This window comes from Citrobacter braakii, from assembly GCF_009648935.1.
In the GTDB taxonomy this organism is placed as follows: domain Bacteria; phylum Pseudomonadota; class Gammaproteobacteria; order Enterobacterales; family Enterobacteriaceae; genus Citrobacter; species Citrobacter braakii.
This window is the reverse complement of record NZ_CP045771.1, coordinates 2,454,079-2,479,386: the sequence shown is the minus strand read 5'-3', so window position 1 is coordinate 2,479,386 and position 25,308 is coordinate 2,454,079. Positions and strand designations below refer to the sequence as shown.

General features: G+C 52.4%; 22 protein-coding genes. 11 read left to right on the top strand and 11 right to left on the bottom strand.

Annotated features, from left to right (window positions below):
- Positions 1 to 11 precede the first annotated feature (11 nt).
- Positions 12 to 1,205 carry a phosphoglycerate transport regulator PgtC gene (pgtC, locus tag GFC06_RS11455; protein ID WP_369707203.1) on the bottom strand — a complete coding sequence of 398 codons (1,194 nt, stop codon included), beginning with the start codon at positions 1,203 to 1,205 and terminating at the stop codon, positions 12 to 14.
- Positions 1,206 to 1,626: 421 nt separating this feature from the next.
- On the opposite strand from pgtC, the gene pgtP reads away from it, so the two are divergent.
- Positions 1,627 to 3,018: a phosphoglycerate transporter PgtP gene (gene pgtP, locus GFC06_RS11450; protein WP_016153890.1), complete on the top strand. Its 1,392-nt coding sequence runs from the start codon at positions 1,627 to 1,629 to the stop codon at positions 3,016 to 3,018.
- Positions 3,019 to 3,101: 83 nt separating this feature from the next.
- Here the strand turns inward: pgtP and GFC06_RS11445 are convergent, their stop codons facing one another.
- A complete protein-coding gene (locus GFC06_RS11445) occupies positions 3,102 to 3,344 on the bottom strand; it encodes a DUF2545 family protein (protein WP_019077325.1) in 243 nt (80 codons plus the stop codon).
- Positions 3,345 to 3,786: 442 nt separating this feature from the next.
- Here GFC06_RS11445 and lpxP point away from each other — a divergent pair, with 442 nt between their 5' ends.
- Positions 3,787 to 4,707 (top strand): kdo(2)-lipid IV(A) palmitoleoyltransferase, encoded by a 921-nt coding sequence (gene lpxP / locus GFC06_RS11440; protein ID WP_016157070.1) that lies wholly within the window; start codon positions 3,787 to 3,789, stop codon positions 4,705 to 4,707.
- 41 nt (positions 4,708 to 4,748) lie between these two features.
- Here lpxP and GFC06_RS11435 read toward each other — a convergent pair whose 3' ends face one another.
- Positions 4,749 to 5,363 carry a lysozyme inhibitor LprI family protein gene (locus GFC06_RS11435; protein WP_016153893.1) on the bottom strand — a complete coding sequence of 205 codons (615 nt, stop codon included), beginning with the start codon at positions 5,361 to 5,363 and terminating at the stop codon, positions 4,749 to 4,751.
- Positions 5,364 to 5,706: 343 nt separating this feature from the next.
- Here GFC06_RS11435 and ypdK point away from each other — a divergent pair, with 343 nt between their 5' ends.
- Positions 5,707 to 5,778, top strand: a complete 72-nt coding sequence (ypdK, locus tag GFC06_RS11430; RefSeq protein WP_010723117.1) for a membrane protein YpdK — start codon at positions 5,707 to 5,709, stop codon at positions 5,776 to 5,778.
- Positions 5,779 to 5,843: 65 nt separating this feature from the next.
- Here ypdK and alaC read toward each other — a convergent pair whose 3' ends face one another.
- Positions 5,844 to 7,082, bottom strand: coding sequence for an alanine transaminase (alaC, locus tag GFC06_RS11425; protein WP_153690171.1), 1,239 nt, complete (start codon positions 7,080 to 7,082; stop codon positions 5,844 to 5,846).
- Positions 7,083 to 7,469: 387 nt separating this feature from the next.
- Between alaC and GFC06_RS11420 the strand changes: the two genes are divergently transcribed.
- From GFC06_RS11420 to GFC06_RS11405, 4 genes are all read left to right on the top strand, one after another.
- A complete protein-coding gene (locus GFC06_RS11420; RefSeq protein WP_029139619.1) occupies positions 7,470 to 9,167 on the top strand; it encodes a sensor histidine kinase in 1,698 nt (565 codons plus the stop codon).
- A 14-nt stretch (positions 9,168 to 9,181) separates the two neighbouring features.
- Positions 9,182 to 9,916, top strand: a complete 735-nt coding sequence (gene ypdB, locus GFC06_RS11415; protein WP_016153896.1) for a two-component system response regulator YpdB — start codon at positions 9,182 to 9,184, stop codon at positions 9,914 to 9,916.
- A 15-nt stretch (positions 9,917 to 9,931) separates the two neighbouring features.
- Positions 9,932 to 10,795, top strand: a complete 864-nt coding sequence (locus tag GFC06_RS11410; protein ID WP_153690170.1) for a helix-turn-helix domain-containing protein — start codon at positions 9,932 to 9,934, stop codon at positions 10,793 to 10,795.
- A gap of 99 nt (positions 10,796 to 10,894) precedes the next feature.
- Positions 10,895 to 11,083 carry a hypothetical protein gene (locus tag GFC06_RS11405; RefSeq protein ID WP_032931709.1) on the top strand — a complete coding sequence of 63 codons (189 nt, stop codon included), beginning with the start codon at positions 10,895 to 10,897 and terminating at the stop codon, positions 11,081 to 11,083.
- A gap of 77 nt (positions 11,084 to 11,160) precedes the next feature.
- On the opposite strand, the gene ptsP is transcribed toward GFC06_RS11405, so the two are convergent.
- The 6 genes from ptsP to glk form a co-directional block, all read right to left on the bottom strand.
- A complete protein-coding gene (ptsP, locus tag GFC06_RS11400) occupies positions 11,161 to 13,656 on the bottom strand; it encodes a phosphoenolpyruvate--protein phosphotransferase (protein ID WP_153690169.1) in 2,496 nt (831 codons plus the stop codon).
- A 23-nt stretch (positions 13,657 to 13,679) separates the two neighbouring features.
- Positions 13,680 to 14,720: an aminopeptidase gene (gene ypdE / locus GFC06_RS11395; protein ID WP_153690168.1), complete on the bottom strand. Its 1,041-nt coding sequence runs from the start codon at positions 14,718 to 14,720 to the stop codon at positions 13,680 to 13,682.
- Positions 14,720 to 15,805, bottom strand: a complete 1,086-nt coding sequence (gene ypdF, locus GFC06_RS11390) for an aminopeptidase (protein ID WP_153690167.1) — start codon at positions 15,803 to 15,805, stop codon at positions 14,720 to 14,722. The genes ypdE and ypdF overlap by 1 nt, the downstream gene beginning before the upstream one ends.
- A gap of 17 nt (positions 15,806 to 15,822) precedes the next feature.
- A complete protein-coding gene (locus GFC06_RS11385; protein WP_019077334.1) occupies positions 15,823 to 17,070 on the bottom strand; it encodes a PTS fructose transporter subunit IIC in 1,248 nt (415 codons plus the stop codon).
- Positions 17,071 to 17,090: 20 nt separating this feature from the next.
- Complete coding sequence (locus tag GFC06_RS11380) at positions 17,091 to 17,417, bottom strand: PTS fructose transporter subunit IIB (protein ID WP_003028254.1); 327 nt, start codon at positions 17,415 to 17,417, stop codon at positions 17,091 to 17,093.
- A 221-nt stretch (positions 17,418 to 17,638) separates the two neighbouring features.
- Positions 17,639 to 18,604, bottom strand: a complete 966-nt coding sequence (glk, locus tag GFC06_RS11375; protein ID WP_016153902.1) for a glucokinase — start codon at positions 18,602 to 18,604, stop codon at positions 17,639 to 17,641.
- A 204-nt stretch (positions 18,605 to 18,808) separates the two neighbouring features.
- Between glk and GFC06_RS11370 the strand changes: the two genes are divergently transcribed.
- Entirely contained in the window at positions 18,809 to 20,044 is a 1,236-nt protein-coding gene (locus GFC06_RS11370; RefSeq protein WP_053389666.1) for an ion channel protein, read from the top strand.
- On the opposite strand, the gene GFC06_RS11365 is transcribed toward GFC06_RS11370, so the two are convergent.
- Complete coding sequence (locus tag GFC06_RS11365) at positions 20,045 to 21,697, bottom strand: alpha-keto acid decarboxylase family protein (RefSeq protein WP_153690166.1); 1,653 nt, start codon at positions 21,695 to 21,697, stop codon at positions 20,045 to 20,047.
- Between the two features lie 182 nt (positions 21,698 to 21,879).
- Here GFC06_RS11365 and mgrA point away from each other — a divergent pair, with 182 nt between their 5' ends.
- From mgrA to GFC06_RS11350, 3 genes are all read left to right on the top strand, one after another.
- Positions 21,880 to 22,878 (top strand): L-glyceraldehyde 3-phosphate reductase, encoded by a 999-nt coding sequence (gene mgrA, locus GFC06_RS11360; protein ID WP_016153905.1) that lies wholly within the window; start codon positions 21,880 to 21,882, stop codon positions 22,876 to 22,878.
- 128 nt (positions 22,879 to 23,006) lie between these two features.
- A complete protein-coding gene (gene ypeC / locus GFC06_RS11355; protein ID WP_016153906.1) occupies positions 23,007 to 23,336 on the top strand; it encodes a DUF2502 domain-containing protein YpeC in 330 nt (109 codons plus the stop codon).
- Positions 23,337 to 23,737: 401 nt separating this feature from the next.
- Entirely contained in the window at positions 23,738 to 25,297 is a 1,560-nt protein-coding gene (locus GFC06_RS11350; RefSeq protein ID WP_019077337.1) for a PTS transporter subunit EIIC, read from the top strand.
- Positions 25,298 to 25,308 lie beyond the last annotated feature (11 nt).

Here is a 25,308-nt window from a genome sequence, read left to right as displayed (position 1 = left end):
CGAACCACCTTTCATTTTAACTCTTCCAGTTTGGATATCGCCTGACGCTGATTTTTAAGAAACCAGAGCTGCCACTCCATCATCTGCTGTTCGGCTACGCTTTTATTCTCAAATTGCGCAAGCCAGGCCTCATCTTCACTACTTCTGGCGTCTATCGGGACGCTGGTCAGTAATGCTCTGATTTCGGGTAGCGGGCGTTTCAGGCGCGCTTCCGCACTGTATAGCGCCCGCCAGGCATCTTTCAGCTGCGCGAGTCGGAAACTGATGGCGGTATCAAACATCCGCTGCACCAACTGTTGCCGCTTAAGGATCAGCCGATAATTAAGCGCGGGCTGGCTCATCAAAATAGCCTGCTGAGCGGCGCGTGGGTTATCAGGCGCGAGCTGCGTGACCGGATATTTCCCCGTGTTCGCATCCGCAAGGATCCGCTGTCCTTCCGGGCTTAACAGATAGCGGATAAAGCGACGCGCTTCGTTGGGGTGCTGGCTATTCTTGAGTACGGCAACATAGGTGGGTGACACCGCCGAGCGAGGGAAATAGGTAAAAGTAAGGTGCGGATCGTTAAGCAACAGGTTGGCATAGTTATCAATAACCGGCCCCGCCACGCCCAGACCGCTCTTAATTTTGTCGGCCACGCCAAAACTGCGTGATGAAATCGTTACCAGATTACCGGCGCTGGCCAACAGCGTCGCCCAGCCCTCTTCCCACCCTTTCTGTTGCAGCAGCGACTCAACCATCAGGTGGTTGGTATCGGAACGCGACGGGCTACTCATCAACAGCGCGTTCTGATATTTAGGCTGCGTTAAATCCCCCCAGTCGGCAGGCGGCGGAAGATGCCGCGCCGCCAGCGCAGAACGGTTAATCAACAGGCCAAACCCTGATATCGCCACAGCCACGGAGGTCGAGCGAATCGAGTCTGGCACCAGCCGCTGGCTTTCAGGCAGCGCATTATCGAAAGGTGCCAGCTTCTGGTGCTCCTGAAGATGCTGCAACAGCATGGGTGATGAGGTCAAAATCAGATCGACGTTTTCTGCATTCGCAGTATCCAGCAACTGTTCCAGCGAACCGCTGGTCCGGTTTAACGTGCGAATCATCACTGACCCTGGCTCCGTCTGCCAGCGCTGGATAATCCAGGCCGTGGCCCCTGGGGAAAAGGTGGTCGCCATCACCAGCTCTTTACCCAGGACCTGGCAGCTCGCCGACAGCGACATAAAACAGAGCAAGAATGCCCAAAAACGCCCCCGGCCCAACAGTCTGTTTGTGATCCCGTTCATAAATACCAACATGTACAAAAAATAATATTGAGACAAAACTTACCCGTTTATCACCGCTGGGGGGAAGAATAAGGTTATTCGTAGAATAACCAAACGGAAAGTGACGACATCAGTAAAGAATACCCGAAAATGCAGTCTAAATTTGTTAATACCCGCACACGCCGATGATAAAAATGCCCGTGAAAGAATAGAATTGAAAATCCATTATTAAAAAAGAGTCAAAATCTGCCACGCCGCCCGCAAATTGAGTCAATAGTGACACATTTCATCAACTTGAGTTTCTTTGCCGTCTATTTCACTCTTCACTGCGAAAAATCCTGATATTCACATCAATAAAAAATTAGGTGATGATATGTTATCAATATTTAAGGCAGGACCAGCGGCGAATAAAGTCCCGGCGGAGAAAGTCCAGGCAACTTATGGCCGATACCGAATTCAGGCATTACTCAGCGTATTTCTTGGCTATCTTGCGTACTATATTGTGCGCAATAACTTCACGCTTTCGACTCCATATCTGAAGGAGCACCTGGATCTCAGCGCTACGCAGATTGGTTTACTCAGCAGCTGCATGCTTATTGCCTATGGGATCAGTAAAGGTATTATGAGCAGTCTGGCAGACAAGGCCAGCCCGAAAGTCTTCATGGCATGCGGCCTGATCCTGTGCGCTATCGTCAACGTAGGCCTGGGGTTCAGTACCGGATTCTGGATATTCGCCGCGTTGGTCGTTTTCAACGGTTTGTTTCAGGGGATGGGCGTTGGCCCTTCATTTATTACCATCGCTAACTGGTTTCCACGTAAAGAACGTGGACGCGTTGGCGCATTCTGGAATATCTCACACAACGTTGGCGGTGGTATTGTCGCCCCGATTGTTGGCGCCGCGTTTGCCATTTTGGGGAGTGAACACTGGCAAAGCGCCAGCTATATTGTTCCGGCCTGTGTTGCCGTACTGTTTGCTTTTATTGTGCTGATGCTGGGGAAAGGTTCACCACGCCAGGAGGGTTTACCGGCTCTGGAACAAATGATGCCGGAAGAAAAAGTCGTATTAAATTCCCGACACGCTGTCCAGGCGCCAGAAAATATGAGTGCCTTCCAGATCTTCTGCACCTATGTATTGCGTAATAAAAATGCCTGGTATGTTTCACTGGTAGACGTTTTTGTCTATATGGTGCGTTTTGGTATGATTAGCTGGCTGCCAATTTATTTATTAACCGAAAAACATTTCTCGAAAGAGCAAATGAGCATAGCTTTTCTGTTTTTCGAATGGGCGGCAATTCCTTCCACATTACTGGCGGGTTGGCTCACCGATAAACTGTTTAAAGGCCGTCGCATGCCGCTGGCCATGATCTGTATGGCGCTGATTTTCGTCTGCCTGATCGGTTACTGGAAAAGTGAATCGCTGCTGATGGTCACTATTTTTGCCGCCATCGTGGGTTGCCTGATTTATGTTCCGCAGTTCCTGGCCTCCGTGCAGACCATGGAAATCGTCCCCAGCTTCGCAGTAGGTTCTGCGGTAGGGTTACGCGGATTCATGAGCTACATTTTTGGCGCATCGCTGGGAACCAGCCTGTTTGGCGTGATGGTCGATAAAATGGGATGGCATGGCGGCTTCTATCTGTTGATGGGCGGGATTGTCTGCTGCATCCTGTTCTGCTACCTCTCTCATCGCGGCGCGCTGGAACTCGAACAACAGCGGAAAAACGCTCAGCAAGAGGAAGCGTCACTCCAGTTGGCTGATGCCCGGTAGCCGATTTCAGTCTCGCAAAAAGTGCCAGCGATGCTGGCACTTCAATACATTCAGATAAAGAATAAATAGCTCAACGTGATAATTTATTGCTTACCGTAACCCACCATAAAGCGGATGATCAAACCGCATGCTGGGGCAAGAAAAAGGAATAATCCGGTAACCATCTCGTTACCATTGGTCAACTGCATAGTAAAAACGTAAATTAATGCCGTGAGTATGGCCATGCCGATAAAAGCACTTATTGACGCCGCAGTCCCCATAACCTGCCAGATATAGCAACTGACGCTCAGAATGCTCAACGCGAGAAAGATCCAAAAATAGAACATAGCGATACCTCCTGTTTGCCGTAAAAATTTACGTAAGTCCTTACACTCCCTTGAGTTTATATTCTAAGACAATTCCCAATGGTTCGCAATTTAAGCAACATTTTCGTTACAAAAATCACTCAATCGCTGACTACTAATTTATTCGACAGCCGTTTATTTAATCGTCATAAAAACAACACATTATATATCGACTCATTTTTGACCTTAATCGCCGTAAAAACATTTACGAATCTTGAGTAATTATTTCTGGCTGACATTAATATTCGGGTGTACATTGAGCGTCCGATCATTCATGCCCCTTCCTGGTTTTGTCCTGACTCAGTTTTACACTCTTTACAGGAACCAATGTCGTTCATGGCGGCCTAACGATCAGTACAGACTGTAAAGCGGCAGACTAAAGAATCTTCGCGATACACCTATTTCGTATCAACAACAGGTGCTTATGTTCCCCCAATGTAAATTTTCACGCGCGTTTTTGCATCCGCGCTACTGGCTCACATGGTTTGGCGTCGGTGTGCTCTGGTTACTGGTACAGCTTCCCTATCCGGTATTGTGTTTTCTTGGTACCCGTACAGGCACGCTGGCTCGTCCATTTTTAAAGCGCCGTGAATCTATTGCTCATAAAAATCTCGAACTCTGTTTCCCAAATCTGTCGCAAGAAGAAAGAGACAAACTGGTCGATGAGAACTTCCGTTCACTCGGCATGGCCCTGCTTGAAACGGGTATGGCCTGGTTCTGGCCGGATCGCCGGGTACGCAAATGGTTTGATGTAGAAGGGCTGGACAACCTGAAACGCGCACAGATGCAAAACCGTGGCGTGATGGTGGTAGGCGTACACTTTATGTCACTCGAGTTGGGTGGTCGCGTAATGGGACTTTGCCAACCGATGATGGCAACCTATCGCCCGCACAACAATAAGTTGATGGAGTGGATCCAAACCCGCGGTCGTATGCGCTCCAACAAGGCCATGATCGGCAGAAATAATCTGCGCGGTATTGTCGGCGCCCTGAAAAAAGGGGAAGCGGTATGGTTTGCCCCCGATCAGGACTACGGTCGTAAAGGGAGTTCATTCGCCCCCTTCTTCGCAGTCAAAAACGTCGCGACCACCAACGGTACTTACGTGCTGTCACGGTTATCGGGCGCAGCGATGCTGACCGTAACCATGGTGAGAAAAGCAGATAACTCCGGTTACCGCCTGTTCATCACGCCAGAAATGGAAGGTTATCCAACAGATGAAAGCCAGGCAGCGGCGTATATGAACAAAATTATCGAAAAAGAGATCATGCGCGCGCCCGAGCAGTATCTCTGGATCCACCGTCGCTTCAAAACTCGCCCGATGGGTGAAGCCTCGTTGTACATCTAAAAAGAAAGGCCGAAAGGCCTTTCTTTTTTTCTGCGGCTGAATTACTTCACGCCCCACTTGTTCTGTAATTCAGCCATTCGCTCATTGTAGTTACGGGCTATACACGCTGGCTTATCCTGCTCTTTCCAGCATTCGTTACGCCCTTTCACCCAGCCGCGTTGCTCTGCTTTAAGAGTCGGGTTATTACTCGATTTCACCAGCGCCTGCTTGTAGGCCCCGTTCAATGCCAAATCCATGGCTGAGAGCGAAGGACTTTGACAGATAACCTCTTCGATACTGCCCTTTGCTACCGCAGAACAGGAAAAAGAAGGCCCGTTGCTGGTCGATTTCTTTGCCCCTGAAAAGTCGATATTGTCTTCAGGCAGGCAAATCCCGTGCTTACGATTAGGCCCGGTCCAGGAAACGTCCGGATTCCCGTCATCTTTACGGGAGATAGACACGGTATTGTTACCGCTTTTTGCTTCCCAGTAATTTTCATTGAAGGCCTTTACCGTCGCCTTAGTGCCATCAATCCAGATATTGCCTTTACCATCACTATTCACACCACCAATACTTGCGCAGCTGAAATTGAATGCCATCGGCGAGGCCGCCATCGACGTCACTGGCGTAAGAACGAGTGCTAACATCATTAATCTGGTCATTTTTAACCTTTTCATAATCTCATTCCGCGAAAAATTAACCGCATTAACATCATGGAGATATGAGAATTCTCCGAGTAAACATTCCGTCGCTCAATAGCAATTTATTACCGATAGAAATTAAACTGTCGCCGAATCACGACACTTGTAAGTTATTAAAATTAAATAAAAAAATGCCTCTTGTCTCACCTCATTTTTAGGCGTACATTAGCGCCGTCTGGAGCATAAAAGCTCAGAATTCTGAGGTGATGCAGACAAGCAAACGAAGGGAATTCTCCATTTCGTTTACGCGTGCATCAGCTCTCTGTCAGGTTAGCATATGTTCATTTAGACGTACCTCAGGTACGCGGAGAGATGAAAAGTGAAATATTTCTTTATGGGCATTTCTTTTATGGTCATCGTTTGGGCCGGTACTTTCGCCCTGATGATCTAAATTAAAAGACGCAGCAAAAAAACAGGAGCCTGATGGCTCCTGTTTGCTTTTGGGAAAACGTGTTGTTAGTCGGTACTTTCAGTGGCCGATTTTGCACTGGCAGGCAGTACGCCATCGGCGCGGAACATTGCTTTGATGCCACGGATCGCCTGGCGGGTACGGTCGCGGTTTTCAATTAACGCAAAGCGCACGTGCGTATCACCATAATCACCAAAACCAATCCCCGGCGAAACGCATACCTTCGCCTCGTTCAGCAGTTTCTTGGCAAATTCAAGTGAGCCCATCGCGGCGTATTGCTCTGGGATTTTCGCCCAAACGTACATCGAGGCCTTGGGCATCTCGACCATCCACCCGGCTTCATGCAGCCCCTTAACCAGCACATCTCGACGACGTTTATATTGCTCAGCAATATCCCGCACGCACTGCTGATCGCCTTCCAGCGCGGCGATTGCTGCAACCTGCAACGGAGTAAAGGTTCCGTAATCGTGATAGCTCTTAATTCGAGCCAGCGCGTTCACCAGCGTTTTGTTACCTACCATAAAACCGATACGCCAGCCCGCCATGTTGTAGCTTTTCGATAGGGTGAAAAACTCCACCGCGACATCACGAGCGCCCGGTACCTCCATAATCGACGGCGCTTTCCAGCCATCGTAGACGATATCGGCATAGGCCAGGTCATGAACCACCAGCACGTCATAGCGTTTAGCCAGGGCCACAACTTTTTCGAAGAACTCCAGCTCGACGCACTGCGCAGTCGGGTTGGAAGGAAAACCTAAGATCATCATCTTCGGTTTCGGGTAGCTTTCGCGAATCGCGCGCTCCAGCTCATTAAAGAAATCGACCCCTTCGACCAGCGGCACTGAACGTACCTGCGCGCCGGCAATCACCGCGCCATAAATATGGATCGGATAGCTCGGGTTCGGTACGAGGACCGTATCGCCGTGATCCAGCGTGGCCAGCATCAGGTGCGCCAATCCTTCTTTCGAGCCAATCGTCACAATCGCTTCGGATTCCGGATCGATCTCAACGTCATAGCGTTCCTGGTACCAACGGGAAATCGCCCGACGCAGACGCGGAATGCCGCGCGAGGTGGAGTAACCGTGCGTATCCGGGCGCTGCGCCACGGTACAGAGTTTTTCGACAATGTGAGGAGGCGTGGCCCCATCCGGGTTCCCCATGCTGAAATCGATAATATCTTCGCCGCGCCGACGCGCAGCCATCTTTAGCTCAGCAGTGATGTTAAAAACGTAAGGGGGAAGGCGATCAATACGCGTAAAGCGACGTTCAGGGCGGGAGTCAGCCATAATATCCTCAGATTAACGTTAGCGCCCGGACCGTCCGAGCGACGCTGCCACGATGGTGGCACGTTTAGAAAATAGCCTGAATAATTTCCTTCTGTCGAGAGGCAAAACAAAATATTTTTTATTGAGGTAAAAGAGGAATAGCCAGAAAAAATGAGGAAATAAAATTTTTCACACTCCGCTTAAAATTACCACCATTTAACATTTTATTGTTAAACATATTACTTTGCGCGCTCCGTTGACAGGACAGGCATTGTAAATACAACAACCATGCAACAATCCCCTTTTAATATTAAGGTTTTTCCCCATTAGCCACAGGCTGCGGGTGTGCTGGTCATCCAGCCTCAGGTTACCTATCATAGAGGTTTAACCCTTGCGCAAGAGTCACCCGTGCACGAAATATTCAATATGCTGCTGGCGGTATTCGACCGGGCAGCGCTGATGCTGTTCTGTCTGTTTTTCCTGATTCGTATCCGCCTGTTTCGCGAACTGTTGCACAAGTCAGCCCACTCCCCGAAAGAGCTGCTCGCCGTTACCGCGATTTTCTCAATGTTTGCCCTGTTCAGTACCTGGTCCGGCGTACCGGTTGAAGGCTCACTGGTTAACGTACGTATTATCGCCGTCATGTCAGGGGGAATTCTGTTCGGTCCCTGGGTCGGTATCATTACAGGCCTGATCGCGGGCACCCACCGCTACCTGATCGACATCGGCGGCGTAACCGCCCTGCCCTGCTTTATCACCAGCATTCTGGCAGGCTGCATTGCCGGCTGGATCAACCGTAGGATCCCCAAAGCGCAACACTGGCGTGCGGGTATTTTAGGCGGAATGCTGTGCGAATCTCTGACCATGATCCTCGTCGTCGCCTGGGCGCCCACCACCGAACTGGGGCTGGATATCGTTTCGAAAATCGGCATCCCAATGATTCTGGGTAGTGTCTGCATTGGTTTTATCGTCATGCTGGTGCAAAGCGTGGAAGGCGAGAAAGAAGCCAGCGCCGCGAAGCAGGCTAAGCTGGCTCTGGATATCGCCAACAAAACTCTGCCGCTTTTTCGCCAGGTCAATAGCGAATCGCTTCGCCAGGTGTGCGAAATTATTCGCCATGATATCCATGCTGATGCCGTCGCTATTACCAACACCCAGCACGTGCTGGCCTACGTTGGCGTGGGTGAACTTAACTACCGCGATAATGATGATTTCGTCAGTCCGACTACGCAACAGGCGATCAATTACGGAAAAATCATCATAAAAAACAATGATGAAGCGCACCGTACGCCGGAAATACACTCCATGCTGGTGATTCCGCTTTGGGAGAAAGGTGTTGTCACCGGTACGCTAAAAATCTACTACTGTCACGCCCACCAGATAACCTCCTCGCTACAAGAAATGGCCATCGGCCTGTCGCAAATTATCTCGACTCAGCTGGAAGTCTCCCGGGCGGAGCAGCTACGCGAAATGGCAAATAAGGCAGAGCTGCGTGCGCTACAAAGTAAAATAAATCCCCATTTCCTGTTTAACGCCCTGAACGCAATTTCATCGTCGGTGCGGCTGAATCCAGACACTGCGCGCCAGCTGATTTTTAATTTATCGCGCTATCTTCGCTATAATATTGAATTAAAAGACGATGAGCAGATCGACATCAAAAAAGAGCTATATCAAATCAAGGATTACATCGCCATCGAACAGGCCCGTTTTGGCGACAAGCTGACGGTTATTTATGATATCGATGAAGAGGTAAGCTGTTATATTCCCAGCCTGCTGATTCAGCCGCTGGTAGAGAACGCTATCGTCCATGGGATTCAACCCTGCAAAGGAAAAGGGGTGGTCACCATCAGCGTTGCGGAGTGCGGTAATCGGGTACGGATTGCCGTGCGGGATACGGGCCACGGCATCGATCCAAAAGTGATTGAACGGGTCGAATCCAATGAAATGCCGGGCAATAAAATTGGTCTGTTAAATGTGCATCATCGCGTTAAGCTGCTCTACGGCGAGGGCCTCCATATCCGCCGTCTGGAGCCAGGCACAGAGATTGCCTTTTATGTGCCTAATCAGCACTCGCCCGCAGCCGCACCGGCCACATTGTTGCTTTAACCAGGAGTGAAGTCGTGAAAGTCATCATTGTTGAAGATGAATTCCTGGCCCAACAGGAACTTAGCTGGCTGATAAAAGAGCACAGCCAGATGGAGATTGTCGGCACATTTGACGACGGTCTGGACGTGCTGAAATATCTCCAGCACAACCGCGTTGACGCCATTTTTCTGGATATCAATATTCCCTCGCTGGATGGCGTCCTGTTGGCGCAAAACATCAGCCAGTTCGCGCACAAGCCCTTTATTGTCTTTATTACCGCGTGGAAAGAGCACGCTGTTGAAGCCTTTGAACTGGAGGCTTTTGACTACATCCTGAAGCCGTATCAGGAATCACGCATCGTCGGCATGCTGCAAAAGCTGGAAGCAGCCTGGCAGCAACAGCAAACGGGAACCTCCCCTGCCAGTCCGGTGACCCGCGAAAACGATACGATCAATCTGATCAAAGATGAGCGGATCATCGTGACCCCGATCAACGACATCTACTACGCAGAAGCCCATGAAAAGATGACGTTTGTCTACACCCGGCGCGAATCGTACGTGATGCCGATGAACATCACTGAATTTTGCAGCAAATTGCCTGCTTCGCATTTCTTCCGCTGCCACCGCTCGTTCTGTGTGAATCTGAATAAAATCCGCGAGATCGAACCCTGGTTTAACAACACCTACATTTTGCGCTTAAAAGATCTGGAATTTGAAATCCCGGTGAGTCGGAGTAAAGTGAAAGAGTTCAGGCAGTTAATGCACTTATAGCGCAGAGAAAGAGTGATGAAAGAGCCTGGCCTCCCCGCAGACCAACAGTTTTTCGCCGATCTGTTCAGCGGCCTGGTATTGAACCCGCAGCGTCTTGGCCGCGTGTGGTTCGCGTCCCAGCCCAGCACGTTACCGTCCGGCAGTTTGTGTATTGACCTTCCGCGCCTCGATATCGTGCTGCGTGGCGAATACAGTAATCAACTGGAAAAACAGCAGTATAGTCTGCCTGAAGGCGACATGCTGTTTATCCCGGCGAAAGCAGCGAATTTGCCCGGCAGCGATAAACCCGTGATGCTACTGAGTCTGGTGTTTTCTCCGGCCTGGCTGGGGCTCTCTTTTTACGATAATCGAACGGCATCGCTGTTACGTCCGATCCGCCGTATTGAGTTACCACATCCGCAGCGCGGCGAAGGCGAGGCGATGCTCACCGCATTAACCCATTTAAGCCGCTCTTCTCAGGCCCAGGATATTATTCAGCCGCTGGTGCTTAGCCTGCTGCATCTGTGTCGTAGCGTGGTGAATACCCGCCCTGACACAGAGCGTCCGCGCGCTGAATTTCTCTATCACAGTATGTGTAACTGGGTGCAGGATAACTATGCCCAACCGCTGACCCGGGAAAGCGTAGCGCAGTTTTTTAATATCACGCCCAACCACCTGTCAAAAGTGTTTGCCCAGCACGGCACCATGGGGTTCGTCGAGTACCTGCGGTGGGTCAGAATGGCGAAGGCGCGCATCATCTTACAGAAATACCATCTGTCGATTAGCGAAGTCGCACAGCGGTGCGGGTATCAGGACAGTAATTATTTCTGCCGCCTGTTCCGGCGTCAGTTTGGCCTGACGCCGGGAGAGTACAGCGTACGTTTTCAGTCAGCACGTTAAGTGAGACAACACCAACAGGTTAGTAATATCCGTTTGCATCGTTGTAAAATAACGGCATGTAGCTCCCCCTGCAGGCTTACTCAATAAAGTGAATATGCGATGAAAAACAGACGTGCACTCTCCCTGATGTGTTTTCAGATGCTGGAATCAGGTGCGGATCGTCAGACCGTGAAAAGAGCCCTTACCTCCCGCCGTGTTAAAGCTCGCCAGGCGGTAGTTCTGCTCTGTAAGCAAGAAATGACGCTCTTAAGAGCCGGGAAACTGCCGGTGCCAAACGCGCCGCATTGATGATGTCGCTTTCCGGTCGCGTTCATCCAGCCTGCAACCAGATCGTCGCAGGCTGGAGAGCGCTCTTTCAGTGAAGCTTAAAACGTCAGTTCCGCCTCCAGCAACGCGAGAATACTGTCGGCATTTTCAGCGGCAAACAACGACTGGCGGAACGGCTTGTTCACCAGCTTACGCGCCAGCTGCGAGAAGACCTTCACGTGGTTAATGCCTTCATCAGCCCCCAGCGTCAGCATGATAACCAGTTCCACTTCGCCCATCTCTGACTGCCAGTCAACGGGATGAGCAAACCGGGCAATACTGATGCTGGAATGGCGGATCCACTGGGACTTAGTGTGAGGAATAGCCACACCAAAACCGACAGCAGTGGTGACTATCTCTTCGCGCTGCCAGATATCTTCCTCCAGCTCAAACGGATGTTCAGTTCGCCCATTAACACCCAGATTGCCGCACAGAAACTGAATCACCTGCTCTTTGTTACTCAGAGATTCACCAACAAAGATATTCTCCCGCGCCAGCAGCGGACGCACGTCTTTCTGCGGTGCAAACTGGTTGAGCAGATCTTCTATCTCTTGAGCGCTACGGCACTCACAGGCCCGTATGGCGAGTTCACGGCATGCCTGGCCCTCCAGTTGACGAAGCTGACTTTTCACCGCCGGAATACGTGGACTGCTCATGCTCAGCTCGTCGAGTCCTAAGCCCAGTAGCAGCGGTAAATAGCGTCCTTCGCCCCCCAGTTCGCCGCAAATGCCCACCCATTTACCGCGTTCGTGCGCCACGCGGACAATCTGCTGCAACATTCGCAGGAACGACGGCGTAATCGGGTTGTACAACGGCGAAACGCGCGGGTTATTACGATCGACGGCGTACAGGTACTGGGTCATGTCGTTTGAACCAATACTGAAGAAATCCACCTCATCGCAGAAATGGTCGATGATGTAACACACCGACGGCACTTCAACCATAATCCCCAATGAAATTGTCGGAGCATGGCGTAAACCGTCGGCTTTCAGTGCCACCAGCGCTTTTTGCAGTTCGCTTTTTACCCACAAAATCTGGTCAAGGCTGTGCACCATTGGGATCATCAGCTGCGCATTGCCGAAGGTTGCCGCACGTAAGATGGCGCGCAGCTGCGTGCGAAACAGTCCAGCAAACTCTGGATAAATTCGCACCGCGCGGTAGCCCAGGAACGGATTATCTTCCTGCGGAATATTGAGGTAACGGATATTTTTATCCCCCCCAATATCCATGGTGCGAAAGATAACCGGCTTGTCGCCCGCGGCCAATAAGACCTGCTGGTAGGCTTCAAACTGTTCCTGCTCGTCGGGAGCGCTGTCGCGGTCCATAAACAGCATTTCAGTACGAAACAGCCCAATCCCTTCCGCGCCATTGGCAAACGCCCCCGGCGCTTCCAGCGCGGTACCGATATTCGCTGCAACGTCAATACGCTGATTATCCTTGGTCAGCGCGGGCTGAGCGGCATCCAGCGCCTGCCGCCGCTGGCATTCATCGGCCAGCTTCTGCGCAATCGCGTAATAACCGCGAACCGCATCGTCTGGATTGATGGCCAGTACCCCACAGCGGGCATCCAGTACCGCATGCTGCCCTGCATAGCGGCTAATGGCCTCCAGCGGCAAGCCGCTAAGCACCGGTATAGTCGACGCGCGAGCGAGGATCAGGGTATGCGATGTGCGCCCTGTTTTCTCCAGGATCATGCCTGACAGATGCTGCAAATTGAGGCTTAAAAACTGGCTGGGTGTCAAATCCTCAGCGACCAGAATCGTCGGCTTATTCAGCACCAGCGCATTGCGCGGACGTCTTTCAGGCCAGGTGATGTGCAGCAGTTGTTCGCTGATATCACGGATATCGCTAACGCGCTCGCGCAGGTAATCGCTACCGGAGGCCGACAGCTTGTCGCACACCTGCTCCATATTGGCGATAATCGCCGCCCCTAACCCCAGATGCTGCTCCAGCATTAAGCGACGAATATTCCCGGCAAACTCGTCGTCCTGAATCAGAGACAGATGGGCGCTGAGGATGGTTTTACTCTCACCCTCACGCTCGCGCAGTTGCTGATTGAGCTGTTCGGCAAGCGTCGCCAGACTATGCTCCAGCTGGGTATTGTCTTCCGCACTCGGCGCAATCGCGCGATAGCTTTCCAGATTATCGCTCTGCCAAAGCGTGAGCGAACCTGCCCCTACGCCCCCTGCCAGCACGGTGCCATAAAGAAGGTCTGGGTTGAGGCGAATCAGCGAACGCGGCAACGGATGCGCCGCCAGTTCCGCCGGCGTCGGCTGAACGCTGTCGCTGTCAATAAACCGGTGCAGGAGGTACTCCTCCAGCGCTCGTCGGGCCTGTTCTTCATCGCGACCGGTGATGGTTAAGCTACAACTGTCATTAAACAGCGTCCCGGTGCCAATCAGCGCCAGCGAGCTTTTCGCATCTGCCCTGGCGTTCTGGCGATGGTTAAGAAATATCACCTCACTTTGCCACTGGCTGCATTGCTCTTTCAGCTCCCACGCCGGACGCGCATGCAGGCCATTGGGTAACGGGCAAAGAAATTGAATCGTTAGCATAACAACTCCTGTTTAGCGCGAAATCAGCACCTGAAATCCGTCAGATGAACCACGGTTTCGCACGTAAGATGTGAAAGAAGAGTCGACAACAACTGCTGCGTCTGGATGATGTCACGGCAGTCGGCAATCGACGCCGCGCAGTGTCCATGCCGCGTAGCTGGCCCCATGACAACCGTGGGGATCCCCGTGCCGCTTACGTGCACCGCCCCGCCGTCAGTGCCGCCGTTACTGAACATGTCAAGCTGCAGGGTAATACCCGCATCGGTGGCCACGCTTTCAACCCACGCCGTCAGCTTTGGCGAGGCAATCAGCGATTTATCGCTTAACACCAGCATCGGGCCATTACCAATCTGCCGATGGTTGGCCGCACCATGATCAAAGTTTTTGGCCCAGCAGGCGGTATCCAGCACGATCGCCACATCCGGGGCGACCGCACGTGCTGCTGTTTGTCCTCCGCGCAGTCCCACTTCTTCACTGGAACTGGCCACCAGCCAGACCTCGCATGGGAGAATGGCGTTATGCCATTCGCGCAGGAGCGCCACCAGCAAATAACATCCAAGTCGATCATCAAAGGCTTTGCCCATGACTCGCTGGTGCGGCAAAACCTGAAACGTCGTGTCAAAGGTGACGCGATCGCCAGGGCGTACGCCGGCCTGAAGTACCTCTTCATAAGACCGCGCGCCAATGTCCACCTGCAGCGCACTGACGTCATTACCGCTGCGCTCTCCGTCGAGCAGACCGGGAATTTTGCTCTCTTCACGGGTAGTGATCCGCACCGGCTGCAATTGCCTGGCCGCCATACGCACATTTCCCACCGGCAATACATCGATCGCTCCTTCGCTGGAAATACTGCGCACGATAAATCCCACTTCATCCATATGCGCGCAGATCATTACCTTCGGACCGGTTGATTCATTCAGACGGATCAGCACCGATCCCAGGCCGTCAAAGCGCACCTCTTTATCCAGACGATCCGCCTCTTCAAGCAGGATCTGCCGCACTTCCTGTTCTGAAGAGGCGATCGCGTCCGCCTCACTCAGCGCCTTCAGTAGCGATAAGTCCATTACGCTTCTCCCGTGTGTAACAATGTTTTCGCCATGGTGTAGAGCACCTCGCCGCCGTCTGGCGTAACCAGCACCACGTCCTCAATACGCACGCCTCCCTGCCCCGGCAGATAAATACCCGGCTCAACGGTGAGCAGCATGCCAGCCGCCAGAAGCGTCGCGTCGGTGGGGGAAAAACGGGGATTTTCATGCACCTCAATGCCGATAGCGTGTCCGGTATTGTGACCAAACTCATCACCATAGCCCGCCTGCGTAATGACCTGCCTGGCTGCGGCGTCAACCTCATGGCAACGCCGACCTGGTCGAATTGCTGCCACCGCCGCCCGCTGCGCCGCCAGGACAATCTGATACACGGAAAACAGCGGGCTTTCTTGCGCTGGCTGGTTTGCGTCTGGGATGCGAAAGGTTCTCGTCATATCCGAACAATAGCCCTGATACTGCGCACCAAAATCCAGCGTGATGAACTCACCCGCCTCGACACGCTTGTCGCTGGCTTTACCGTGCGGCAGCGCGCCGCGCCAGCCGCTGGCGACAATGGTGTCAAAAGAGGGTTTGTCTGCACCGAGCGTGCGCATGTACCACTCCAGTTCAGCGGCGATTTCGCGCTCACTGAGCCCAGGTTGAATAAAGCGGCGAATATGTTCAGCACTAAGGTCAGCTATCCGGCAGGCTTCGCGAATGCAGGCTATCTCCTGCGCCGTTTTTACCTGCCGGAGCACATCCGGCACGGCACTCACTAGTCGGGCACGCAGTTTGCCCGACCATCCATTCACCGTATTCCAGCTTACCTGCTCGCCTTCAAATCCCACCGTCTGCAGCTTTTCGTCAGCAATAATGTGATTCACCCGTGAATACAGCGTCTGCGCGCCATCAAGTAGATGGATCTGATAGCCCTGAGTACGCGTAGCAACATCGGTGTAGTAACGGGCGTCGACCAGAATATGCGCGCTTTGATGGCTGATAAACACAAACCCTGAACCGCTGGAGATCCCCATATGCGGCTGTTTATTCTGCCGCGATGACAGCAGCATCGCATCGAGATGTTGCGCCGTTAGCCAGTCACGCAGCGAGGCAAGTAAGCTCATGGTCACAATCCTTCTAATCAGAGGCTTTCAATCAGCAATTTGCCTTTGCGGTACATCATGTTGCGCAGGAACACCACCATCAGCGCCGTAATCACCGCACCTAACAGGATCCCCGCCATATAGACGCCGAGGTTAGTGACCAGCGGCCATGCCCAGATGGCCGATTCCGGGAACCACTGCACCGCCCCCAGCCAGACGGCAGCCGTCGATCCGACAATAGCGCCAACCATATAGGATGGAATTGCCGTGATGGGGCTTTCCAGTGCAAACGGGATCGCCCCTTCGCTGATGCCCATAAACGCGAGGAACATTGCCGTTTTCCCTTGCGGGTAGAGCTGTGCGTTGAACAGGCGTTTGCCAGTTAAGCGCCGATCGAGAAGCGTAGCCAACCCGAGGCCAATTGGAGGAATCACGATGGCAATAGAGCGTGCGGTTACCGGCAGAACGTGATCGGTAGTAAAGCTGAAGGCGACAAATCCTGCGGCTTTATTAATCGGACCGCCGAGGTCAATCGCCGTTGCCGCAGAAATCCCCATCGCGTACATCAGCGTGCCTTTCTCTCCAGCCGCCGTCAGCAGTGAACGAATTCCGCCGTTGATCCACCCGCCAAACGGCGTTATCACGTAATACATCGCCAACATGACGAAGATCGCGGAAAGAATGGGCAGTAAAAAGGTGGTTTTGAATGCCAGCAGGAAATCAGGCAACTGGATTTTTTGGTTCATCCACTTCACCAGATACCCGGCGACAATCGAGATAATCAGCGCGCCAATAAAGGTTGACGGGACGGGAGCACTGGTTGCCCATTGCAGCGTCGCTGGGTCAAAATTCAGTATCTGCGTGGGCTGAGTGGACATCAGTCCACCAATGAACCCCGCCGGAAACGCCAGCTTACCGCCGATAGAGTTGGCGACAAACGCGGCAAACATCGGAATAGCAAAACCAAACAGCACGCCGCCAAAAGATTGCGACAGCCAGGCAAACTTCAGTAATGAGAGATTAAAACCGCTGAATTTTCCGCTGTTCAGCGCATCCATGATGCCGGTGTCAGCAGGAATATCGAGCCAGCTATAGGCGATCAGTTGCGAGAAGGCGAGAATTACCCCGCCCATAATTAACGTCGGTACCATGCGCGAAATACCCGACATCACATGCTGCGGAAGTTCGCCCCAGAAGCTATTGCGGGAGGCCGGTGGATTTTTTATTGCCGCTGCCGCACCAGATGCGCCAGGCACAACGGTTGCACTGCGTTTTTTAATGGCCATACGTAATTCCCTGTCGATAATTATTGTTGTTCAGCGGCAACCATCTCTTCGATCTCTTTGATGATGCCGGCTGCATTTTTTATCGCGTCCTGTAACGTAATTTCATAGACGTCACGCGACTCAAAACGCTCGTTATCTTCCGGAGTAACGGCAACAGAATGGATGATCAACGTTGCCTCTGCGATATCCTGCGCCGTCAGGCGATTTTGAATTCCGTCCGCACCCTGGGTTTCAATTTTCACTTCATAACCCGCTTCAACCGCGGCTTCTTCCAGCGCCTGAGCCGCCATAAAGGTATGGGCCAGCCCCATTGGGCACGCGCAAACGGCAATCAGTTTTTTGCTCATAATCATTTCCTCGTAATAGTTAACGAGTGAAATTATGGTCCGGGGAAAGTAACGACCGTTATCAGACAAATAATGCTTTTACTGGACAAATAATCCCGCCATTCGGAAATGTGACGAAGGTCGGAAAGGCGGGCGGCAGGCATAAAAAAACCGCGTAATAAACGCGGTTTTGCGGGATATATGTAAGCCGGATAAGCGCTGTGCACCGTCCGGCGTTGGTCTTACAAAATATGGCCCAGCGTCTGGCGCAGATGCGCACCGGAACCAAGCAGGCCCGGGTTATCATGCACGATCAGATATACCGGAATATCCTGTACATAGGCTTTAAAACGCCCCTTATCTTCAAAACCACCACGGAAACCCGAAGCTTTAAAGAAGTCGAGGAAGCGCGGTACGATGCCGCCAGCGATGTACACACCGCCAAACGTGCCCAGCGTTAACGCCAGATCGCCGCCAAAACGCCCCATGATGACGCAGAACAGCGACAGCGCGCGACGACAGTCGATACAGGAATCAGCCAGCGCACGCCCGGTGATATCCTTCGGCTGCAGATTTTCCGGCAGGCGCCCGTCTGATTTGACGATGGCGCGATACAGATTAACCAGCCCCGGACCTGACAGTACGCGCTCTGCGGAAACGTGACCAATTTCCGCACGCAGGACCTCAAGGATAATCCCTTCTTCTTCGCTGTTAGGCGCAAAATCCACGTGACCGCCTTCACCAGGCAAGCTCACCCAGCGTTTATCTACATGCACCAAATGCGCCACGCCGAGTCCGGTACCTGCGCCATAGACAGCAATCGGTTTGCCTTCAACAGGTTCCGCACCGCCAAACTGGATCAAATGCTCTTTCTTCAGCATCGGGATCGCCATCGACACGGCGGTGAAATCATTGATGATTTCCAGATGGCTGAAGCCCAGATTTTTTTTCATCTCAGCAATAGAGAATGCCCAGGTATGGTTGGTCATTGCCACCCAGTCACCGGTTATCGGACAGGCAATGGCAATACAACCATCCTCAACGCTGACGCTATGCTCATCCAGGTATACGCGTACTACCGCCTCGAGGCTTGGGTAATCCAGCCCGGAATAGGTTTTTGCCTGCGAAATCTCGCCGCTGGCAATGTCGCACAGAGCAAGACGCGCGTTGGTGCCGCCAACATCACCTACTAAAGCATATTTTGTCATTCTTCCACTGCTCCGCTAAAGTCAGAATAAATCTTTGCCACACTGTAAATTCATGGGGGCATAACAACAACGCCCTGAAGGCTGATGCCCGTGGAAAATCGATCCAGATCACATAATTACTTTATCGTTTCAGCACCATTTGCAGCGATGCGGTTGCGCAGGCTGTGCAAACTATGTCTATGACTCTGTTTTAAGGAATAGAATATGCTTCATCCACGAGCCAGAACGATGCTCTTGCTATCAACTCCTGCGCTAATTATTGGTATTGCCTCCAGCCTGGTGTTGATCGTTGTGATGAAAGTGGCGTCCGTTTTACAGCAATTTTTGTGGGAACGCCTGCCCGTTAGCATCGGTATTGCCCAGGACTCTCCGCTGTGGATTATCGGCATGCTGACGCTCACGGGGATCATGGTCGGGTTAGTTATTCGCTACAGCCAGGGTCACGCGGGACCGGATCCTGCCTGTGAGCCGTTAATTGGAATGCCGGTCCCCACCTCAGCAATTCCGGGCTTGCTGGCAGCGCTCATCCTCGGCCTGGCGGGTGGCGTCAGTTTGGGTCCGGAACACCCGATCATGACCGTAAATATCGCACTGGCTGTGGCGCTCGGCAGCCGTATGTTTCCCCGCATTGCTAAGCTGGACTGGACCATCCTCGCCTCTGCCGGCACCATCGGCGCGCTATTTGGCACCCCCGTTGCCGCCGCGCTGGTCTTTTCACAAACGCTGAATAGCTCGGACAATGTTCCCTTATGGGATCGCCTGTTTGCACCGTTAATGGCCGCCGCCGCGGGCTCGCTGACCACCAGTCTGTTTTTTCACCCCCATTTTTCACTGCCCATCGCGCACTACACGCAGATGCACGTGATCGATATCCTCAGCGGTGCGGTCGTTGCCGCCATCGCCATTGCCGCCGGGATGGTGGCTGTCTGGTGTCTGCCGCGTTTACACCATTTAATGCATCGATTGAAACACCCGGTCCTGATTCTTGGGGCAGGCGGCTTAATCCTCGGCATTTTAGGCGTTATCGGCGGACCGCTTACCTTGTTTAAAGGTCTGGACGAAATGCAGCAAATGGCATTTAGCCAGACGCTGGGAGCATCGGATTATTTCATGCTCGCCGTGATCAAATTGGCGGCATTAGTGGTTGCAGCTGCGAGTGGTTTTCGCGGCGGGCGAATTTTCCCGGCAGTATTCGTTGGGGTCGCGCTTGGCCTGATGCTGCACGCCCACGTTGAAGCGGTGCCAGCGGCCATTACCGTCTCCTGCGCGATTCTTGGACTGGTGCTGGTCGTCACCCGTGACGCCTGGCTGAGCCTGTTTATGGCAGCAGTGGTGGTGCCAGATTCCACCCTGCTGCCGCTCCTGTGCATCGTCATGCTGCCCGCCTGGCTGCTGCTGGCGGGCAAACCGATGATGATCGCCGAGCGTACCGATAAGTAGTTAGCCTCCGTTACGCGTTTCCAGCGCACGGGTCACCGTGCGCAATAGCTCAGGAAGATCGGCTTTCGGTAGTACCACCTCAATTAACGACAATCGTTGCGGATGGGACAAACGGGCCAGCACTTCTTCCAGTTGTACCGCCTGCTCCACACGCCAGCACTCCGCCTGACATTCACGACGAAACGCCTGCGGCACCTGCGTCCAGTTCCAGGCGGCGATATCGTTATAGCGCTGATTTGCCCCATGTATAGCCCGCTCCACGGTATAGCCGTCATTATTTAGCAGCAAAATAACGGGAGATTGCCCGTCTCTGAGCATAGAGCCCAGTTCCTGAATGGTGAGCTGCGCCGCACCATCGCCAATAATCAGGATCACCCGGCGGTCCGGGCAGGCGGTTTGCGCGCCAAATGCAGCCGGGAGCGCGTAGCCGATAGACCCCCACAGCGGCTGAACCAGCACCTCCGCTTCACCGGGTAGCGTGAGCGCAGCCGCGCCAAATGCAGCGGTCCCCTGGTCGACGAGGATAATGTCATTGGGCGCCAGATACTGCTGCACCGTATGCCAGAAATTTTCCTGCGTCAGAGGTCCCTTCTCAACCTGAATACGTCTAACTGGCGGACGTTCTGGCGGCAGTGAAAAGGACATCTCCAGACACAGTTCCCGCAAGGTGGTTACCGCCTGCTCCATCGGGACGTTAAACCAACGGTTTCCAATCCGTGAGGCATGTGGCTGCACCTCAATCGTGCGCTCCTGTGGTAGCTGTTGCGTAAACCCGGCGGTCAGAGTGTCAACAAATTGTGTGCCAACACACACTATCGTGTCGGCATCTTCTATCGCCTGACGTACATAGTCGCTGCTGGCTCCAGCGCTGTAGGTGCCGACAAACGCCGGATGGCGCTCATCGAATAGCCCTTTGCCCATCAACAACGTGGCGTGGGCCATCGGCGTTTCCGCCATCCAGCGTTGCAATACCGGCTGCAGGCCAAAGCGTTGCGCGAGAACGTCTGCCAGAAGCGCTACGCGCGGGCTGTCCAGTAACCGCTCGCGGGCATGGTAGCGAAACGCTTCTGCCACGCTGCTTTCTGGCTCGCTCAGAGGAACAATCAGGATGTCATTCGGCGGCGTGGTCCGCTGTTTTGCCACATCAGCAGGTAACATCAGATAGCCCGGCCTGCGTTCGATGAGCATTGTTCGCAGCACGCGGTCAATTTCATAACAGGCGTTTTGTTCATCCAGCACTGCGCTGGCCGTCGTCACCGCCTGCTGCATACGATAAAAATGCTGAAAATCACCGTCCCCAAGGGTGTGATGCATCAACTCCCCGCGACGTTGAGCACCGCGACAGGGCGCGCCAACAATATGCAAAACAGGAACATATTCCGCATAGCTTCCCGCGATACCGTTAATCGCGCTTAACTCACCCACGCCAAACGTGGTGAGCAGCGCCCCCACCCCGGATACCCGGGCATAGCCATCCGCAGCATAAGCCGCATTCAACTCGTTCGCACACCCGACCCAACGTACGCTGGGATGTTCAATCACGTGGTCAAGAAACTGCAAATTATAATCGCCAGGCACACCAAAGAGATGACCAACACCACAGCCTGCCAGCCTGTCCAGCAGATAATCAGCAACGGAATACGGGGTTTGCATGACAGCTTTCCTTCTGACGGTAACCTCATGTTGAGTATCGAAGAACTGTGATGACTGTCCAGGAAAGTCGCTGTGAAGGGGGTGGAAAGCAAGATGTACAGTTTTCATCCCTAAATTTAATTGCAGCTGGCCTTGTGTAAACGTATACACTCAAAGTCACACCTTATCTGACAGGAGGCTATATGGCTTATCAGGCTGCTGAAAATCGTTATCAGACAATGGAGTACCGCCGCTGTGGTCAGAGCGGCCTCAAGCTCCCGATTGTATCACTGGGGTTGTGGCACAATTTTGGTGATACCACGCAGGTCGAGAACAGTCGGGCGCTGTTACAGCGTGCATTCGATCTGGGGATCACCCATTTTGATCTGGCGAATAACTATGGTCCACCGCCGGGTTCAGCGGAGCGAAATTTTGGTCGCATCCTGCAGGAAGATTTTTTACCGTGGCGAGATGAGCTGATCATCTCCACCAAAGCGGGTTACACCATGTGGGAAGGCCCTTACGGGGACTGGGGTTCACGCAAATACCTGATTGCCAGCCTCGATCAAAGCCTGAAGCGTCTGGGGCTGGAGTATGTCGATATCTTCTACCACCATCGCCCCGACCCTGAAACACCGCTCAGAGAAACCATGCGCGCACTGGATCATATCGTCCGTCAGGGCAAAGCGCTGTACGTAGGCCTCTCTAACTATCCGGCTGAACTTGCCAGACAAGCGATTGAAATACTCGACGATTTAGGTACGCCATGCCTTATTCATCAGCCCAAATATTCTATGTTTGAGCGTTGGGTCGAAGAGAGCCTGCTGTCGCTTTTACAGGAAAAAGGCGTCGGTAGTATCGCCTTCTCACCGCTGGCTGGCGGGCAGTTAACCGACCGCTATCTGAACGGTATTCCTGCGGATTCTCGCGCCGCAAGCACCAGCCGTTTTCTGAATCCGGACCAGATCACCCCACAAAAACTGGAAAAAGTTCGAGCGCTGAACGCACTGGCAGAGCGACGGGGACAAAAGCTGTCTCAGATGGCGCTCGCGTGGGTTCTTCGGGAAGACAAAGTTACGTCTGTGCTGATTGGCGCCAGTAAACCGGCGCAAATTGAAGATGCCGTCGGCATGCTGGCAAACCGTCACTTTACGCCTGAAGAGTGCGCGGAGATTGATGCCATTCTGAGTCGGTTGAAATAAAGACACATTTATTAACAAAAAGTGCTCTCACTTGCGATTTAAGAGTTGTGGCGATGAAACGGGGCTTTACTGCCCCGTAATATTACGTTAACAGGCCGGCTACGGCTCGATCGTGAAGGAGAGAAAACATGTTCAGGTCACTGATTCTGGCGGCAGTCTTAATGGCTTTTACACCGCTGGCCGCGAACGCTGGCGAAATCACCCTGCTGCCATCAATAAAATTGCAAATTGGCGATCGCGATAATTACGGTAACTACTGGGATGGCGGCCGCTGGCGCGACCGGGATTACTGGCACCATAACTATGAGTGGCGCAAAAATCGCTGGTGGCGTCATGACAACGGCTACCATCGTGGCTGGGATAAACGCAAAGCTTATGAACGCGGCTACCGAGAAGGCTGGAATGACCGTGACGACCATCGCGGTCGTGGGCGCGGCGGTCACGGGCATCGTCATTAAGAAAAGGAACCTGTGGTAACAGAGAATTTTTAACAATGGCAAAGGGTTCCGTTCACCGTATGTTCATTGTTTCTCTGAAACCCTCATTCCCGTAACGGGCAAGGGAGGCTCACCGTCTCCCTTGCCACCCAGGCTTCCGGCAGGAAAATCGTCACTTCGTGATCCATTCGCCTTATGTCGTCTTCCTTCGGATCGCTTCAGTACGCTGACTTTCAGTTCAATCCGTTTCGCTTTAATAAAAAATACCTTTGCGGCTAATCAATCCTTAAGTGACCAGCATTAGCCTGCAGGCTGCTTTTTTATGGTCAAATCCTGCGCTTTTTATTTTTCACTATTTGCCCTTGAGCAAAAATCTCCTGAACGTATCTTATCCTCAAGAGAATTCACGTCAGGATTAACTTATGAATGCTAATTTTAAGAATGAAATTCAGACATTCGGTCGATCGCTATTATTACCGATCGCCGTACTGGCGCCTGTGGGGATGGTCATGGGAATTAGCGCTGCGTTAGGGCAGAGCTATATGATTGATAAACTCCCCTTTCTGGGCAATGAAATTTTCAGAGCAATTCTCTCTTCTCTGGGATTAATCAGCAGCGTCGTTTTTAATAATATTCCTTTACTGTTCGCGATGGGTGTCGCCTACGGTATGTCTAAAAAAGAAAAAGGGATTGCTGTATTTGCATCCGTCGTGGCTTACCTGACTCTGCTTATCGCCATGCATGTGCATCTTAAGCTGGCGGGTACGCTAGCGAAAGAGGATATGGCTTTGGTCGGACAGGGAATGGTATTAGGTATTCAGACGCTGAAAATCGAAGCGCTGGGCGGCATTATTGCCGGGCTGCTGGCAGCTAAAATAACCGACCGTTTTTACCGGCTGCAATTACCTCTCGCTTTCGCCTTTTTCAGCGGTAAAAAATCCGTCGCGATCTTAGCCATTGCTTTTTCCATTCCCGTCGGCTTGATCATTCCTTTTATCTGGGATCTGTTTACCGCAGGTATGCGCGCCATATCAACAATAATGATGGCACCCAACATTGGTGCAGGTATCTATATGACGCTCAATCGCCTGCTGATCCCGTTTGGCCTGCACCACGTTCTCAGTTCCACCGTGCGTTTCACCGCGGCAGGCGGTACGTACCTGATTGACGGGCAGACCTATGTCGGTATTTTGCCCGCTATCAATAAAATCCTGTTTGAGCTTGGTCCCACCCATCCGGCCTGGAAAGAGTATATGCCGACGCTCACCAGCTATCTTGCCTCATCACAAATGCTCACGACGCTGTTCCGCGTTCCGGCGATTGGTCTGGCGATGTACCACATGGCCTATTTCAAGAATAAGAAATTTGCCAAAGGGATGATCCTGACCGTGGTGCTAACCGCCATGCTGGGGAATATTACCGAACCGCTGGAGTTCTCCTTCCTGTTTATCGCGCCAAAACTCTTTATTGTCTATGCGGTACTCTGTGGCTTATTGACCATTCCACTGCAATTACTGGAAGTCTCCATCGGCTATATTCGCGGCACCATTTTTGATTTTGGTATTTTCGGTTTGATGTATGAACACACCCAATGGATTAATTTAATTATCCTCGGCGTGATTAACTTTGTTGTCTTCTATTTCGTCTTCCGCTTCGCGATCGGTAAATTTGATATTAAGACCCCAGGCCGCGAGAGTGAAATCGCTGACAGCACCTTACTGAACAATAAAGAGTACGACAAAGTCGCCGAACTGGTGATTCAGGGGCTGGGCGGGACAGACAATATCAAGCGCGTTGAAAACTGCGTTTCACGGTTACGTATTGATTTGAAAGATCAGAAAAAAATGGACATGGCCATTCTTAAAGAATCTGGCTCGCTGGGAACCTTTATCCCCTCCAGCAACCATGTTCATGTGGTATTCGGCCCACACGTAGAATTTGTCCGTAACGCGGTAGACGACCGCCTCGTCGGTGCGAAATAAATTCAAGGAGA